This is a genomic window from Bradyrhizobium sp. USDA 4011 (assembly GCF_054063415.1).
Genome location: NZ_JBSSGG010000001.1, coordinates 616,931 through 631,045 on the forward strand (window position 1 = coordinate 616,931; position 14,115 = coordinate 631,045).

Below are 14,115 nucleotides of genomic sequence, written 5' to 3' on the forward strand. Positions count from 1 at the left end.
CTCGCTCAGGCCTTGCTGATGTCGATGATGGCCTGGGTGAAGGCCTGCGGCGCTTCCTGCGGCAGATTGTGGCCGATGCCGCCGGCGAGCTGCCGATGCTCGTAATATCCGGAGAACTTCTTGGCATAGGCCGCGGGCTCCGGATGCGGCGCGCCATTGGCATCGCCTTCCATCGTGATGGTCGGGATCGCGATCACAGGCGCCTCCGCGAGCGTCTTCTCGAACGCGTCGTACTTCGCCTCGCCCTCGGCGAGACCCAGCCGCCAGCGGTAATTGTGGATCACGATATCGACGTGGTCGGGATTCTCGAACGCGGCCGCGCTGCGGTCGTAGGTGGCGTCGTCGAACTTCCACTGCGGCGAGGCGAGCTGCCAGATCAGCTTGTTGAAATCGTGCCGGTTCTTGGCATAGCCCTCGCGGCCGCGCTCGGTCGCGAAATAGAACTGGTACCACCATTGTAGCTCGGCCTTCGGCGGCAGCGGCACCTTGCCGGCCGCCTGGCTGCCGATCAGATAGCCGCTGACCGACACCATCGCCTTGCAGCGCTCGGGCCAGAGCACCGCCATGATGTTGGCGGTGCGCGCACCCCAATCATAGCCGCCGAGCACGGCCTTCTCGATCTTCAAGGCGTCCATCAGCGCAATGATGTCGGCGGCGACCGCGACCGGCTGGCCGCTGCGCATCGTGTCGCTGGAGAGGAAGCGCGTGGTGCCGTAGCCGCGCAGATGCGGCACGATCACGCGATAGCCGGCCTCGGCCAGCGCCGGCGCGACGTCGGCGTAGCTGTGGATGTCATACGGCCAGCCGTGCAGCAGGATCACTGCGGGACCCGACGCCGGGCCCATTTCGACATAACCGGTATCGAGCACGCCGGCATTGATCTGCTTGACCGGACCGATCGTGGTGTGGCTACCGGCCTTGACCGCTGAAAGCACCGGCTTGGACTGGGCCTCAGCCGATCCGATGAAGCCGAGCCTGGAAACGGCGAGGATCCCGCCGGCGATGCCAAGGAAGTGGCGGCGTTGCTGATTGATGGATTGGGACATGGCGATCTCCTGCGTCTGGTGTCGGGATTGAATATTGCAGAGACCGCCCCAGTCCGCTTTCAGAGGACGTGGATTTGTCCTTCAGACCGTCGTGATTTTGGCCCCACGCCGCCTGTGCTAGGTTCCGCCCCGCATTCAGCCGCCGGCCGCCGGATCGTCAACTTTGGCTTACCATTTCAACGACTTGACCCTCGACTCCGGGCGCCGGGAGCTGCGCCGCGGCGGTACCCTGGTGGCCGTCGAGCCGCAGGTCTTCGACCTGCTCGAGTTCCTGATCCGCGCCCGCGACCGCGTCGTCAGCCGCGACGAGGTGCTGGCGGCGGTCTGGCACGGGCGGATCGTGTCGGAAGCGACGCTGAGCAGCCGGGTCAATGCGGCACGGACCGCGATCGGCGACAATGGCGAGGAGCAGCGGCTGATCCGCACACTGCCCCGCAAAGGCCTGCGCTTTGTCGGCGATGTCAGGGAGGACAGCGCGCCCGATCATCCGGTCGCGGACAAAGCCGTCCCGCCGCGGCCGAGCGAGGGTCCGTCGATCGCGGTGCTGCCCTTCACCAATATGAGCGGCGACCCCGAGCAGGATTACTTCGCCGACGGGATCGCCGAGGACATCACCACCGCGCTGGCGCGCTGCAGCCGCCTCACCGTGATCGCGCGCAACTCCGCCTTCACCTACAAGGGCAAGGCAGTCGATATCCGCCAGGTCGGGCGCGATCTCGGCGTCGGCTACGTGCTCGAAGGCAGCGTCCGCCGCGGCGGCGACCGCCTGCGCATCACCGGCCAGTTGATCGACGCCGCCTCCGGCGCGCATCTGTGGGCCGACCGGTTCGACGGCGCGGCGACCGACGTGTTCGACCTGCAGGACCGCATCACCGAGAACGTGGTCGGCGCGATCGAGCCGACCTTGCTGGTCGCGGAGGCCGAGCGGGTGCGGGCGGCGCCGCCCGACAGGCTCGACGCCTACGACCTGCTGCTGCGCGCGTACAGTCTGAGGTATGAGTTCACGCCCGAGAGCATGGAAGCTGCGCTGGATTGCCTCGACCAGGCGCTGGCGCTCGATCCGGCTTACGCGCCGGCGCTGGCGGCGTCGGCCTATTGCCACGCGATGCGTCACGTCCAGGGTTGGCTGAAGCCTGATGACTCCTACCGGGAACGCGCGGTCGCGCAGGCCTGGCGCGCGGTCGAGCTCGCGCCCGGTGACCCGCAGGTGCTGTGGATGGCGGCGTTCGCGATCTGGAACATGGCCGACGAGATCGAGCCCGCGCGCAAATTGTTCGAGCGGTCGCTTGCGATCAACCCGAACTCGGCAATGGCGCTCGTCCTCTGCGGCTGGATCGAGGCGATGCGCGGCAACCAGACGGCCGGCCGCGCCATGATCGAGCGCGCGCAGCGGCTGAACCCGCGCGACCCGCGCGGCTGGTTCGCCTCCGCGGCGCTCGCGATCTGCGCGGTGCTCGACGGAAACTTTGCCGAAGCGGTGACATGGGCCGACAAGGCGCTGGCGCAGAACCGCCGCTTCGCGGTGGCGCTGCGCGTCTTGATCGTGGCGCTGGTCAAGACCGGCGACAACGAGCGCGCGACCCAGATCGCGCGCGAATTGCTCAAGGTCGATCCGGAGTTCACGATATCAGGCTTCCTGGCGCGGATTCCCTTCCCGGTGCAAGCGATGTCCGCGACCTATCGTGAAACCCTCAAGGCGGCCGGCGTCCCCGACTGACGCCGCTCGGAGGACGCGACGACCATTCACCCGTGGTACGCCGCACGGCTTGTTTGGCAGCATCGGCCTGATGGCAGTCCATTCCTCGTCGGAGAGCCGTAGCGCATGATTTGGCCCCTTCGGATCAAGATTTGAACATGGCTCGGCAGTGAGGCTCAATGAGCCCGTGCCGATGGGAGCGGTCGCGGTGTGCCCGAAAGCGGACGCATTATGCTCACCTTGAGTTTTGTCGAGTTTGACCCCAAGCGAAGCCCTCGCGTTTCTCCCAGACCGCAGCAGGCGCTACTTCGCGCCGATATCGTTCTCAAGGCTGTCAAAGCCCCCGAGTTGGGCGATCTTTTCGAGGTCGCCCAGCGTGACGACAGAGCGCTTGAAATCAAGAATGCCTTGGGTTCGGAACGCCTGCAGGACGCGGTTGACATGCACGACGCTCAGTCCAAGCGCGTCGGCCAGCTTCGATTGAGTAACCGGAAAGTCAAACTGCTCGTTAGCGACCATATCCATCGCTCCAAGCCGCTGGCGCAATTCCGCAATCAAATAGGCCATACGTCCCGATGCCGATCGTGTGCCCAGATTGACGATCCATTGCCGGAACAGCGCGGCGTCAACAAGCGACTCGCGCCAGAGCGCTCTAGCCAAAGCCGGTCGCGTACCAAGGGTCCGTTCGAGCTCATCGTGATCGATAAAACCAACCTGCGCTTTTGAGAGCGTCGTCAGGTCGTGATCCATCCGCTTCAATATCAGGCCATGAAGATCGGGTATGTCGCCCGCGATGTGAAACGATAGGATCTGTCGCTTGCCGTCTTCCGACACTTTGGACCGATAGGCGAAGCCGCTCAGAACCACGCAGCATTGGGTGCTATTGTCCCCCTCGCGAACGATCGGTGAATCTGGCGGCAAACTCTTCACCGGCGCGACGATCGACCGGAGGGCTTGAACATCTTCGTTGGGCAACTCAGAGTGCTGCCGCAGCTTGCGGATCATCATCTCGATCGGCATCTTATGTTCCTTGTCAACCGTTCGAGATAGGAAGCCGTCCGGTTCCACCCCACCATACGCCCGGAACGAGCGCACAGGTTAAATATTATCCCGCTACGTCAATTATGCCGATCGGTCGTCCGAATGCGGTATTTTTTTCACATCGAGCATGGGAAGCGGCATTTTCCCGACGAAATCGGCGAAGAGCTTCCCAACGATGACGCAGCCTGGAAGGAGGCCACGATCACTGCTGGAAAGCTCCTCCAAGACCTGGATGGCACGCTGAGGCCAGACCTGGAATGGCGGATGGAAGTAACCGATGCAGAAGGAAATCTATTGTGGGTTCTCCGCCTGCTGGCTGAAAGGCACTGAACGTCTGTCGGCAGCTGTCTCACTTCTGGCTTGGGGCTTCTGGCCCTCTTGAGACATGCCGGACGGCCGTGATGAAGTCCGTTTCCGAATGAAGACCGGAAGTGCCGACCCGCCAATGCGAGGTCTCAGTTTGACCCTCAGCAGACATCAAGACAAGACTTCGGCCGGAGCAACCACCTGCAAATTGCAATAGCTGTGCATGCCCAAACCAATTGAATACATCGTAGAGTCACTAGCAGAGTAACTTGTATTTTCCGCGCCGTCAGATTTTCGTAATCTAACAACTGGCTGAAGGACATGGGAGATGCGCTCGGGCTCGGCAGGTTGGGTGTCACTACTAGTCTTCGTATTTCCATCCATGTGTTGTGAAGAAGCGATGGGAGGAGATCCGACGACTTTCGATTTCAAGTATTTCGAGTCCTTGCCGCGAAAAGAGATTGTGAGCGCCGCGCAAAAATATCTGAACAGTCGCTTTCCTGCGGGTTCAGATCTTCAAGTTTTGCAGAAAGAGCTGGTTTCCGCTGGCGCGAGATGCGCGAGAGGAGTCGGGCGGCGCGGCGTGTATTACGAATGCGATTACGCAAGATGGGCTGGAATCCCGCTAGTCACAATTGAGTGGAAGATAATATTGCGTCCGAATGCAGATGAGAAGAGGCTGCAAGGGATTTCAGTGAACCGTGCACTGACGGGACTCTAGAGCGCGCTGTCCGCTTATAGCCCCTTTCGGAAGTGCCGCGCTGGCTATTGAAGGTCCGGTGCCGGTAGTGAAGCGGTCGTCGCGATCGCGCGCTCCGACTTCCGAGTTTGACCCAAAGCGGTCATCGACACTTCTATGCCAAGGTCGTCTCACAGACCGGTCTCGTGCTGATACCGAAGGACCACTTAGTCCGCTGATGGCCGGAAGAAGCCATGAGGACCGACGGCTGTCGCCTGTGACCTGCTTGAGGTTCAGAGTTTACTTTAGATTTCCGATCTCTTCCTGTACTCCGACGGGGACTGTCCGTATTTTTAACCGTCTGCGCGTCCGGCCGGCTCTCGAAGGTCTCGCGTGCCCAGCAGGTCACCCGGGCATCTCGCTCGGCTGCGGGCGCCAGTTGGCGACCGACAATGACGGCGTTCATCGGACCGGCGAGCCCGGCCTCGCCCAAGTGGAGAAATTGCAGATAGGAAGCGAAGGCGGGATCGTCCGGGGCGACGGCGAGCGAACCTGAGCCGTGGCGGGCGAGCAGGTACTCAAGAATCGCGATCGATTCGACCATGATCGTCTCGCCGTCCTGCAGTGCAGGAATGAAGCCGGCGGGGTTGATCGCGAGGAAATCGCGATCGTTCTCGACTGCGAGCAGATCGACCGGGCGCAGCCGATAAGGCAATCCCAATTCCTCGAGCAGCCAAACGACACGGAAGCCGCGACCTTCGCCATAGACGGTGAGCATAGTTGAGCGCTCCTGGATTGGGCTGGATGAGGCGCATTCCCTCTTCCCGCCTGCGCTATGGAAGCATCAGTTGCAAAAGCCGCAACTGCCATAGGGCAAAAAGGCAAAAGGCAAAAGCCTTGGGGCGAGCGGGCGCCAGCGCAATTTCGGAATATTAGAAATGTATTCCTGATTTGCCCGACGTGTCAAGTTGCCTGGCCGAACGCCGGCCGCCGCCGGCTCCTTTGCATGGGGTTGTTTTCGATATTTTGGCAGCGCCCCCTGCGACGGCCCCAGCTCTAGCCGGAGCCGCCCGGCTCGAGCGCTTCGCCGAGCTCGAGCGGATGCGCCATGGTCTCGTGCAGCGCGTCCTTGTCGAGCTCGCCCTCGGAGAGGCTGATCACGACGCAGGCGACGCCGTTACCGATCAGATTGGTGAGCGCGCGGCACTCGCTCATGAACTTGTCGATGCCGACCAGGATCGCGATCGACTGGATCGGAATGTCGGGCACGATCGACAGCGTCGCGGCGAGCGTGATGAAGCCGGCGCCGGTGACGCCCGAGGCACCCTTCGAGGTGATCATGGCGATGCCGAGGATGCCGAGCTCCTGCCAGATCGTCAGATGGGTGTTGGTGGCCTGCGCCAAGAACAGCGTCGCCAGCGTCATGTAGATGTTGGTGCCGTCGAGATTGAAGCTGTAGCCGGTCGGCACCACGAGGCCGACCACCGAGCGCGAGGCGCCGAGATGCTCCATCTTCTGGATCATCTGCGGCAGCACCGTCTCCGACGACGAGGTGCCGAGCACGATCAGGAGCTCGTCCTTGATATAGGCGATGAAGCGGAGGATCGAAAACCCGGCCAGCCGCGCGATCGCGCCCAGCACGATCAGCACGAACAGAACGCTGGTGAGATAGAACGTGCCGATCAGCGCCGCCAGATTCACCAGCGAGCCGAGGCCGTAGGCGCCGACGGTGAAGGCCATCGCGCCGAACGCGCCGAGCGGCGCGACGCGGACGATCATCCGGATGACGCCGAAGAACATCTTGGACGCCTTGTCGATTGCCTCGGCGATCGGTTCGCCGGGCTTGCCCATCAAGGCAATGGCAAACCCCGAGAGGATCGAGATCAGCAGCACCTGCAGCAAGTCGCCGCGCGCAAGCGCGCCGAAGAAGCTGTCGGGGATGATCGCCATCAAATGGGCAACGATGCCCTGCTCCTTGGCCTGCGTCACGTAAGTGGAGACCGATTTCGGATCGATCGTGGCGGGGTCGATGTTGAAGCCGCGGCCGGGCTGCAGCATCTCGCCGATCAGCAGGCCGACCGCGAGCGCGACCGTCGACACCGCCTCGAAATAGATCAGCGCCTTCAGCCCGACCCGGCCGACGCGCTTGAGGTCGCCCATCGAGGAGATGCCGTGCACCACGGTGCAGAAGATCACCGGGGCAATCATCATCTTGATCAGCGCGATGAAGCCGTCGCCGAGCGGCTTCAACTGCTTGCCGAGGCCGGGATAGAAATGCCCGATCAGGACGCCCGCCACGATCGCGATCAACACCTGGATGTAGAGGATCTTGTACCAGGGCTGATGCTTGTGATGGGCGGCGGGCTTGATCGCGTCTGTGGCCATGAGATGTCCCGGGCTGGAATGAACTCAACTGGTGATGCCATCTTGGCGGAGCCGCGCGCAAGCGACAATGGCCATTCGCGCCCGCCGCGCGCGCACACGAATCTGTCATAGACTACGGCCGGCTCGCATCCGGAGGCTGAGATGGAATTCACCGCACTGTTTCTCGCCATCACCATCGCCATGCTGGTAGCCTGGCGTGGCCCGCGTCCGGTCGCGATCGGATTGTTCGCGGTGATCATGGTCGCCTGCGTCGCGACCTTGCTGCACCACGCCACCGACCGTCTCACCCTGTCGTTCTGAGGCAAGCCATGACCGACACGCAGGCAGTGACCCTCAATGCCCTCGCGCTCTATGGCCTCGCGCTGCTGCTGGCCGCAGCTTTTGCGGCGCAGCTGCTGCTGCACGAGCTGCCCTGCCCGCTGTGTTTATTGCAGCGCATCCTTTTCGCCCTGCTGGCGATCGGACCGATCCTGAACGTCCGCTTCGGACCGCGGCCGAGCCATTATGCCCTGTCACTGCTGACGGCTGTCCTCGGCGCCTCGGTTTCGACCCGGCAGGTCCTGCTGCACATCCTTCCCGGCGACGCCGGCTATGGGTCGGCGCTGCTCGGCTATCATTATTATACGTGGGCGCTGATCGGATTCATCGCGGCGATCGTCCTGCTCGCCGCCATGCTGCTGTTCGATCGCCAGTTCGATCACCGCGCGGCGCCGGGCGCCTCGTCCGGCCAATTCCCGCAAGGTGCGGTGTGGCTGGTGATAGGGCTGACGGCGTTGAACGTGCTCTCCACCCTGCTCGAGTGCGGCTTTGCCGCCTGCGCCGACAATCCGATCGTCTATGAGTTGCTGAAGCAGGCGAGTTAAGGTCGCTTCGGAATATTCAACCCGCGCTCCACCGCCGGACGCTTGAGACCGCGCTCCAGCCAGGCCGCGACGTCCTTGAACCGATCGAATTCGACGAGCTCGCGCGCGCCGTAGAAGCCGATCAGATTGCGTACCCAGCCGAGCATCGAGATGTCGGCGATGCTGTATTCGTCGTCCATGAACCATTGCCGCCCGGCGAGATGCGTTTCCATCACGCCGAGCAGGCGCGCGGATTCGGCGACATAGCGCTGCAGCGGCCGCTTGTCCTCATAATCCTTGCCGGCGAATTTGTGGAAGAATCCGACCTGCCCGAACATCGGCCCTAAGCCGCCGATCTGGAAATGCACCCACTGGATCGTCTGGTAGCGGCGCGCGGCATCCGCCGGCAACAGCTTGCCGGTCTTCTCGGCGAGATATTGCAGGATCGCGCCGGACTCGAACAGCGGCAGCGGCTTGCCGCCAGGACCGTCGGGATCGAGGATCGCCGGGATCTTGCCGTTCGGGTTCAGCGACAGGAACTCCACGGTCTTCTGGTCGTCCGTGTTGAAGTCGACGAGATGGACCTCATAGGGCAATCCGATCTCCTCGAGCATGATCGAGACCTTCACGCCGTTCGGCGTCGGCAGCGAATAGAGCTGCAGGCGGTCCGGATGCTGGGCGGGCCAGCGTCTTGTGATTGGAAAGGCTGACAGATCGGTCATGTCGACATTCTTTGCACGGTTGTTCTTGGGTGGCTAATGTACGGAGCTCATTGAAAGCCGCAAGGTCTGCAACCGGCCATGAACGATCAACAGACAGACGCAGGAACAGACGCAACGCTCGGCCCCTCCGACGACGAACTCGCAACACATCCGACCGTGTTTGCGGCAGACGGGTTGGCCGGTCAGGTGGTCGTCGTATCCGGCGGCGCCGGCGGAATCGGCCGCGCCATCACGTGGCTGTTCGCCCGGCTCGGCGCGCATGTCGTGATCGTGGGACGCAATGCCGACAAGCTCGATGCGCTCGTCGATCGTCTCGGGCATCGCGGCCTCAAGGTGTCTGCGCATATTGCCGATATCAGGGATCCCGACGCGGTCAGCGCGATGTTCGACGCGCTGTGGATCGCGCATGGCCGCGTCGACCATCTCGTCAACAGCGCCGGCGGCCAATTCCCGCAAGCCGCGATCGATTTCTCGATCAAGGGCTGGAACGCGGTCATCAACACCAATCTCAACGGCACCTGGTACATGATGCAGGCCGCGGGCGCCGCGCTGGCGCGACCGCAAACATCCCGGCAGCATCGTCAATATCGTCGTGGTCACGACGCACGGCCTCTACGGCATCGCGCACACGATCGCGGCGCGCTCCGGCGTGATCGGCCTGTCGCGCGCGCTCGCGGTCGAATGGGCGCCGATGAACATCCGCATCAATTGCATCGCGCCCGGTGCGATCGAGACCGACGGCTGGAATGTCTACAGCGAGGCGGCGCGCGCCGCCTATCCGCGCTCCAACCCGATGATGCGTCCGGGCACGCCCTGGGACATCGCGGAGGCCGCGGTCTATCTCGCCGCGCCCTCCGGCAAGTTCATCACCGGCGAGACGCTGACCGTCGACGGCGGCGGCCAGCACTGGGGCGAGACCTGGACGACCGGCAAGCCGGACTATTTTCGAGGCGGCGAATAAGCGCCGGTCGCAGCCGCCCGGCTCGTCACTTCCCGTCGTCGAAGCTGACGATGACGGCGGCGTTCGCGATCAGGATCGGGTCGTTGCCCACATCGGACGGAATCTCGAGCCCGCCCGCGATCGCCTTCACCGTCTTGGTGCCATAGGGCAATTCCCTGGCGACGGCGTCGATATCGACCGCTTCGGGATTCGGCACAGCGATCGTGACGTCGACGAACATGTCGTTGGCGGTCTTGCCGAGCATGCGGAAGAAGCCGAGGCTGGAATGGCGGATCGCATCCGAGACCGCACGCTTGGCGGCCTTGGTCGCGTCACGGCCGTGGACGTCGACGCCCATGCCCATTTCGGTGATACAGCGCACGCGTGTCATGAAACTTTCCTGTTGTCGTTGGCGTGAGAGACCCTCACTCCTTCGCCCCCTGCGCGCGCGGCGTCAAGCCAGGTCCCTCGCCTCGCTGACGCCGTTGTGATCGCCGTGCGCCAACATCCATGCCGCCAGACCAGCGAGGATCGCCGCGGCAACCACCATGACGCAGGCCGCGCTCCAGCCCCATGCCGAAACGACCACGCCGACCTCGATCGGTCCGGTCACCTGTCCGAAATTGCTGCCCGTCATCGGGAGGCCCCGCGCCCGCTGCCCGCCATTTCGCTGCCGTTCATCTCTGCGGACCGATAGTGCGCGCGACCGATCCCGGGATCGCAAGGAGCCGTACACCATGCCGATCAGCCGCCGGCGAGCGCTGACGCTTGCCTCGCTTTTTGTGGCAAGCCCGCTGCTTGGTACCGAAGGGCGCGCCGAGCCGGCGCCAGCCGCTGGGGCCGCGACCTTCGACATGGCCACCTTCACAGCCACCTCCGGCGGCGACGCCGACGCGGCCTTTGCCAAGGCGCTGGCCGCCATCGCCAAGGCTGCGGCTGATGCGAGCAAGGCAGGGCCGGTTCACATCGTCCTCAATCTGGAGAAGAATGCCAGCTACCGGATCAGGCGGCCGCTCGCGTTCCGGCAATTGCACGGCTTCGAGCTCAACGGCAATGGCGCGCAGCTGATCAACACCGCACGCAGCGGGACCTTCGCGATCTCCGGCTGCAACCGCCTCACCATCCGCGATCTCACCATCGACTACGATCCGCTGCCCTTCACCCAGGGAACGATTACAGCATTCGACAAGCAAGCGGTCGACATCGCGGTGAAGGTCGATGCCGGCTATCCCGATGATGCCGCGCTGCTGGCCACCGTCACGGATGGCTTCTTCAAGGTGATGGACCGCCGCAACCGGGCGTTGAAGACCGGCGCCAGGGATTTCCTGTCACCGGTCCATGCCACGCGCCTCGGCGACGGCCAGATCAAGGTGCATCTGCGGTGGGGCGCGAACGATCGCTTCCCGAGCCAGCTGCCGATCGCGGTCGGTGACGTCGTCACCATCGCATAGTGGCGCACATGCAATCGCGGTGGACTCCAGCGTCGCCGCCAGCCTGATCGACTTGAAGCTGCTGGCCTCGCCGCCCTGCAGCAGGACCTGCCGCTCAACACCGGCGATGCCATCACCTCGCTGACGCAAATCGGATCCGGCGCCACCGTGCTGCGCTGCAATGTCCACGCCTGCGGCCGCGTGCTGATGAAGGCGCGCACACGGCCGGATCGCGACGAATGCCGTCGCGATCGATCCCAGCTGCGAGAAGCGCACGGTGCATCTCGCCGGCAACAGGCTCGCCTGAGCGAGCGCGGCACCGCTCAGGGCATCATTCCCGAACTTTGCCCTACCCCTGCTTCTGCAGCACCGTGATGTGCAGGCGGCGGCGGATCTCCATGCCCTGACGGCGGTAGAGCGCGATGGCCGAGACGTTGCTGGTGAAGACGTGCAGGAACGGGATCTCGCCGCGCGCCACGATCTGGCGGCCGACCGCCGACAGCAGCGCCTGCGCATAGCCGCGGCCGCGATGGTCCGGATGCACGCAGACCGCGGTCATCTCGGTATAGTTCCCCGGCTTCATCCGTTCCCCGGTCATCGCGACCAGCTCGCCGCCAACGCGAATGCCGAGGAAGGTGCCGAGCTCATGCGTCCGCGCGCTGAACGGTCCGGGTTTTGTCATTTCCGTCAACGCCATCATCGCGGGAACGTCGGCGGCGCCGAGCGTGACGATCTCGACGCCGGGCAGAGAAAACTCCGCCGGCGTACCGATCATCTGCTCGCCGGTCTCGGCCAGCAGCACCTTGAAGTCCGGCGGCACAGGAACCGGATCGGGTGTGAACAGCACCGCGATGTCAGGTCCCGACAGCAGCGCGCCGAGCGCGGCAAAACTCGCGGGCGACATGTCGATCATGTCGGCGAAGGGCGCGATCGCGACCGGAAAGCGCCTTGCCTCGGCGCCGCCTTCCGCGAGGTCCCGTTGCCTCGTGGTCAGCGCGCTCCAGATTGGGCGATCAAGCGGATGGATCGGCGGGACTTCGGACATGCGGTGCTTCACTCCTGATTTTCCTCGAACAGAGCAAGAAGCGCCGGCAAAATCCAGCATGGCGTGATGTCGTTGCGGCTCACAATCACGCCAGCAGGATTTCGCCGTGCCGAACCGATCCTTAGGCGACCTTCAGGCAGAGCTCGGTACCGACCTTGAGCGGCAGGGTGATCGACACAAAGCCATTTTTGGGATCGCGCACGAACTGCAGAAAATCCGCCTCGGCATTGTCGTTCATGACATAGCCGCCGACGCGAAGCTGCGGAGCAACGATCCCGATCACCTGCCGGGCGAGTGTCGGTCCCTTCTCGCCCGGCCAGCCGTCGATCAGGATGAAGTCGACGGGACCACCGAGATCGCGCAATGTCTGGCGCGCATCGCCCTCGCGGATCTCGGCGTAGTCGGCAAGCCCTGCCTCGGCAAGATTGCGCTTCGCGGCTGCGACCTTGGCCGGCACGATCTCCGAGCCGATCACGGTGCCGCCGCCATTGTCGCGCATCGCGGCGGCGAAATACAGCGTCGACATTCCGACCGACGTCGCGAACTCAGCGACGCGTTTGGCGCGCAGGCCGCGGCACAACAGATAGATCAGTTCGCCCTGCTCGGGATGAATTGAGAAGCCCTGCTCTTCATAGTCGAGCGGATCTTGGCTCATCGTCGGATTGCCGCGCGGACCGCCGGCGGCCGGCCTGAGGCGCGCGGCCTGCAGGCGCGCGATGACGGCGGCGACGCGGGCGTCGGCAATCGCGCTGTGCGGTTCAGCGTTGTACATGAAGGGTCTCCCTTGCGGCTGTGTCATTGCTGCAGGATTTCGGCGGCGGCGCGGTCGAGGATTTTCGCGATGCGGCGCGCCTCGGCGGCATCGCAGCCGCGCTTCTGGCGCAGCGCGCTCTTTAGGGCGTGACGGGCGCGGTGCACGTCGTCGGAGGATTCGCCATCGAGATCGCTCACGCCGGCGAAGGCTTCGCGCACCTCCTCCATGCGGCCGCCGATCCGCGACAGCGCCTGGAGAATGGTGTCAGCGGTAGCGCGGTTCTCGGCGAGATGCACCTTGCCCTGCTCGGTGACGCTGTAGAGCTTGCGCGCGGCATCCTGGGTGACGCTGGCATGGCCGATCTCCTCGAGGAAGGTCAGCGCCGGATAGATCACGCCCGGGCTCGGGCTGTAGAAGCCATCCGACCGCTCCTCGATTTTCTTGATCAACTCGTAGCCGTGCGCCGGCTGCTCGCCGAGCAGCGCGAGGATGACGAGCTGCAGGTCCTGCGACGAGAGCCGCCGCGATCCCGGAAAGTCGCCCCCGCCACCCCGCCCGAAGAAGCCATGGCCGCCGCGGCCAAAGCGATGGCCGCCCCTGCCGTGCCGGCCCATGGCGAAGAACCCAAACCGGAATCCGTCATGGTCCCGGCCGCCAAACATCGATCGTCTCATTGGTCATTCCTTACTAACAACATATCTTAAGATATATCTACAGATGGAGAAGCGGCAACCCACGTTTTCGTGAGGCCCGGCGGACAAGCAGCGACCGGTACTGGCCGGGATTGGCGATTTACGCCGGGCTTGCCCGTCTTCGCGCGGCTGGCCTATGGCTTTGATGCCCCGCCAGCCCCCTCCAACTCATGCGCCCAAAAACCTTCGAAGCTCATTGCCTGCGCCTGCCCGCCGCCACCAAGGTGGTGCAATGGGAAGGCACGTCGGTATTCAAGGTCGGCGGCAAGATGTTCGCGCTGGCCGGCGGCTTCATCGCCAGCACCGGCGGCTTCATGTTCAAGACCTCGAACATGGCCTATCAGCTTCTAATCGAGCAGGAGCTCGCGCGGCCGGCGCCGTATCTGGCGCGTGCCAAATGGGTTCAATTGATCGGCAACGACGCCCTGCCCGACGCCGAGCTCAAGGCCTATCTCGATCAAGCCCACGCGCTGATTGCCGCAAAGCTGACGCGCAAAACGCGCAAGGCGCTCGGGCTCGATTGATGGGCCCAGCCGC

17 protein-coding genes and 1 pseudogene are annotated in these 14,115 nt (G+C 63.9%); 8 read left to right on the forward strand and 10 right to left on the reverse strand.

The window, feature by feature from the left end; genetic code table 11:
- Window positions 1-5 precede the first annotated feature (5 nt).
- A complete protein-coding gene (locus ACVW1C_RS03130) occupies window positions 6-1,046 on the reverse strand; it encodes an alpha/beta fold hydrolase (protein WP_456757128.1) in 1,041 nt (346 codons plus the stop codon).
- Window positions 1,047-1,209: 163 nt separating this feature from the next.
- Here ACVW1C_RS03130 and ACVW1C_RS03135 point away from each other — a divergent pair, with 163 nt between their 5' ends.
- Window positions 1,210-2,763: a winged helix-turn-helix domain-containing tetratricopeptide repeat protein gene (locus ACVW1C_RS03135; RefSeq protein ID WP_456757129.1), complete on the forward strand. Its 1,554-nt coding sequence runs from the start codon at window positions 1,210-1,212 to the stop codon at window positions 2,761-2,763.
- A 282-nt stretch (window positions 2,764-3,045) separates the two neighbouring features.
- Here the strand turns inward: ACVW1C_RS03135 and ACVW1C_RS03140 are convergent, their stop codons facing one another.
- Window positions 3,046-3,762, reverse strand: a complete 717-nt coding sequence (locus ACVW1C_RS03140; protein WP_456757130.1) for a Crp/Fnr family transcriptional regulator — start codon at window positions 3,760-3,762, stop codon at window positions 3,046-3,048.
- 123 nt (window positions 3,763-3,885) lie between these two features.
- Between ACVW1C_RS03140 and ACVW1C_RS03145 the strand changes: the two genes are divergently transcribed.
- On the forward strand, window positions 3,886-4,113 hold the full coding sequence (locus ACVW1C_RS03145; RefSeq protein ID WP_456757131.1) for a DUF6894 family protein: 228 nt from the start codon (window positions 3,886-3,888) through the stop codon (window positions 4,111-4,113).
- Window positions 4,114-4,943: 830 nt separating this feature from the next.
- On the opposite strand, the gene ACVW1C_RS03150 is transcribed toward ACVW1C_RS03145, so the two are convergent.
- Complete coding sequence (locus ACVW1C_RS03150) at window positions 4,944-5,546, reverse strand: glutathione S-transferase family protein (protein WP_456757132.1); 603 nt, start codon at window positions 5,544-5,546, stop codon at window positions 4,944-4,946.
- A 278-nt stretch (window positions 5,547-5,824) separates the two neighbouring features.
- Window positions 5,825-7,153, reverse strand: coding sequence for a dicarboxylate/amino acid:cation symporter (locus tag ACVW1C_RS03155; protein WP_456757133.1), 1,329 nt, complete (start codon window positions 7,151-7,153; stop codon window positions 5,825-5,827).
- A gap of 141 nt (window positions 7,154-7,294) precedes the next feature.
- Here ACVW1C_RS03155 and ACVW1C_RS03160 point away from each other — a divergent pair, with 141 nt between their 5' ends.
- Window positions 7,295-7,453, forward strand: a complete 159-nt coding sequence (locus tag ACVW1C_RS03160) for a DUF5993 family protein (protein WP_456757134.1) — start codon at window positions 7,295-7,297, stop codon at window positions 7,451-7,453.
- 8 nt (window positions 7,454-7,461) lie between these two features.
- The gene (locus ACVW1C_RS03165) at window positions 7,462-8,016 is read left to right on the forward strand and encodes a disulfide bond formation protein B (protein ID WP_456757135.1); all 555 of its coding nucleotides are present in this window, start codon (window positions 7,462-7,464) and stop codon (window positions 8,014-8,016) included.
- Here the strand turns inward: ACVW1C_RS03165 and ACVW1C_RS03170 are convergent.
- Entirely contained in the window at window positions 8,013-8,717 is a 705-nt protein-coding gene (locus tag ACVW1C_RS03170) for a glutathione S-transferase family protein (RefSeq protein ID WP_456757136.1), read from the reverse strand. The two genes, ACVW1C_RS03165 and ACVW1C_RS03170, sit on opposite strands and share 4 nt — an antisense overlap.
- Before the next feature lie 78 nt (window positions 8,718-8,795).
- Between ACVW1C_RS03170 and ACVW1C_RS03175 the strand changes: the two are divergent.
- Window positions 8,796-9,296: pseudogene (locus ACVW1C_RS03175) on the forward strand (SDR family NAD(P)-dependent oxidoreductase); the annotation flags it as partial.
- 13 nt (window positions 9,297-9,309) lie between these two features.
- Window positions 9,310-9,678, forward strand: coding sequence for an SDR family oxidoreductase (locus ACVW1C_RS03180; protein ID WP_456757137.1), 369 nt, complete (start codon window positions 9,310-9,312; stop codon window positions 9,676-9,678).
- A 25-nt stretch (window positions 9,679-9,703) separates the two neighbouring features.
- Here ACVW1C_RS03180 and ACVW1C_RS03185 read toward each other — a convergent pair whose 3' ends face one another.
- Together ACVW1C_RS03185 and ACVW1C_RS03190 are read right to left on the reverse strand one after the other, a co-directional pair.
- The gene (locus ACVW1C_RS03185; RefSeq protein WP_456757138.1) at window positions 9,704-10,048 is read right to left on the reverse strand and encodes a Lin0512 family protein; all 345 of its coding nucleotides are present in this window, start codon (window positions 10,046-10,048) and stop codon (window positions 9,704-9,706) included.
- A 63-nt stretch (window positions 10,049-10,111) separates the two neighbouring features.
- Window positions 10,112-10,294: a hypothetical protein gene (locus ACVW1C_RS03190; protein WP_456757139.1), complete on the reverse strand. Its 183-nt coding sequence runs from the start codon at window positions 10,292-10,294 to the stop codon at window positions 10,112-10,114.
- Between the two features lie 100 nt (window positions 10,295-10,394).
- Here ACVW1C_RS03190 and ACVW1C_RS03195 point away from each other — a divergent pair, with 100 nt between their 5' ends.
- Window positions 10,395-11,108: a hypothetical protein gene (locus ACVW1C_RS03195; protein WP_456757140.1), complete on the forward strand. Its 714-nt coding sequence runs from the start codon at window positions 10,395-10,397 to the stop codon at window positions 11,106-11,108.
- A gap of 328 nt (window positions 11,109-11,436) precedes the next feature.
- Here ACVW1C_RS03195 and ACVW1C_RS03200 read toward each other — a convergent pair whose 3' ends face one another.
- From ACVW1C_RS03200 to ACVW1C_RS03210, 3 genes are all read right to left on the reverse strand, one after another.
- Complete coding sequence (locus ACVW1C_RS03200) at window positions 11,437-12,132, reverse strand: GNAT family N-acetyltransferase (protein ID WP_456757141.1); 696 nt, start codon at window positions 12,130-12,132, stop codon at window positions 11,437-11,439.
- 121 nt (window positions 12,133-12,253) lie between these two features.
- Window positions 12,254-12,904, reverse strand: coding sequence for an O-methyltransferase (locus tag ACVW1C_RS03205; RefSeq protein ID WP_456757142.1), 651 nt, complete (start codon window positions 12,902-12,904; stop codon window positions 12,254-12,256).
- Window positions 12,905-12,927: 23 nt separating this feature from the next.
- A complete protein-coding gene (locus ACVW1C_RS03210; RefSeq protein ID WP_456762987.1) occupies window positions 12,928-13,548 on the reverse strand; it encodes a PadR family transcriptional regulator in 621 nt (206 codons plus the stop codon).
- A 200-nt stretch (window positions 13,549-13,748) separates the two neighbouring features.
- On the opposite strand from ACVW1C_RS03210, the gene ACVW1C_RS03215 reads away from it, so the two are divergent.
- Entirely contained in the window at window positions 13,749-14,102 is a 354-nt protein-coding gene (locus ACVW1C_RS03215; RefSeq protein WP_456757143.1) for an MmcQ/YjbR family DNA-binding protein, read from the forward strand.
- The last annotated feature ends 13 nt before the right edge of the window (window positions 14,103-14,115 follow it).

What these genes read in the sequence shown, in the direction of transcription:
- ACVW1C_RS03130 (WP_456757128.1), bottom strand. Translation starts at nt 1,046, where the DNA reads ATGTCCCAATCCATCAATCAGCAACGCCGCCACTTCCTTGGCATCGCC.
- ACVW1C_RS03140 (WP_456757130.1), bottom strand. Translation starts at nt 3,762, where the DNA reads ATGCCGATCGAGATGATGATCCGCAAGCTGCGGCAGCACTCTGAGTTG.
- ACVW1C_RS03145 (WP_456757131.1), top strand. Translation starts at nt 3,886, where the DNA reads ATGCGGTATTTTTTTCACATCGAGCATGGGAAGCGGCATTTTCCCGAC.
- ACVW1C_RS03150 (WP_456757132.1), bottom strand. Translation starts at nt 5,546, where the DNA reads ATGCTCACCGTCTATGGCGAAGGTCGCGGCTTCCGTGTCGTTTGGCTG.
- ACVW1C_RS03155 (WP_456757133.1), bottom strand. Translation starts at nt 7,153, where the DNA reads ATGGCCACAGACGCGATCAAGCCCGCCGCCCATCACAAGCATCAGCCC.
- ACVW1C_RS03160 (WP_456757134.1), top strand. Translation starts at nt 7,295, where the DNA reads ATGGAATTCACCGCACTGTTTCTCGCCATCACCATCGCCATGCTGGTA.
- ACVW1C_RS03165 (WP_456757135.1), top strand. Translation starts at nt 7,462, where the DNA reads ATGACCGACACGCAGGCAGTGACCCTCAATGCCCTCGCGCTCTATGGC.
- ACVW1C_RS03170 (WP_456757136.1), bottom strand. Translation starts at nt 8,717, where the DNA reads ATGACCGATCTGTCAGCCTTTCCAATCACAAGACGCTGGCCCGCCCAG.
- ACVW1C_RS03185 (WP_456757138.1), bottom strand. Translation starts at nt 10,048, where the DNA reads ATGACACGCGTGCGCTGTATCACCGAAATGGGCATGGGCGTCGACGTC.
- ACVW1C_RS03190 (WP_456757139.1), bottom strand. Translation starts at nt 10,294, where the DNA reads ATGACGGGCAGCAATTTCGGACAGGTGACCGGACCGATCGAGGTCGGC.
- ACVW1C_RS03195 (WP_456757140.1), top strand. Translation starts at nt 10,395, where the DNA reads ATGCCGATCAGCCGCCGGCGAGCGCTGACGCTTGCCTCGCTTTTTGTG.
- ACVW1C_RS03200 (WP_456757141.1), bottom strand. Translation starts at nt 12,132, where the DNA reads ATGTCCGAAGTCCCGCCGATCCATCCGCTTGATCGCCCAATCTGGAGC.
- ACVW1C_RS03205 (WP_456757142.1), bottom strand. Translation starts at nt 12,904, where the DNA reads ATGTACAACGCTGAACCGCACAGCGCGATTGCCGACGCCCGCGTCGCC.
- ACVW1C_RS03210 (WP_456762987.1), bottom strand. Translation starts at nt 13,548, where the DNA reads ATGTTTGGCGGCCGGGACCATGACGGATTCCGGTTTGGGTTCTTCGCC.
- ACVW1C_RS03215 (WP_456757143.1), top strand. Translation starts at nt 13,749, where the DNA reads ATGCGCCCAAAAACCTTCGAAGCTCATTGCCTGCGCCTGCCCGCCGCC.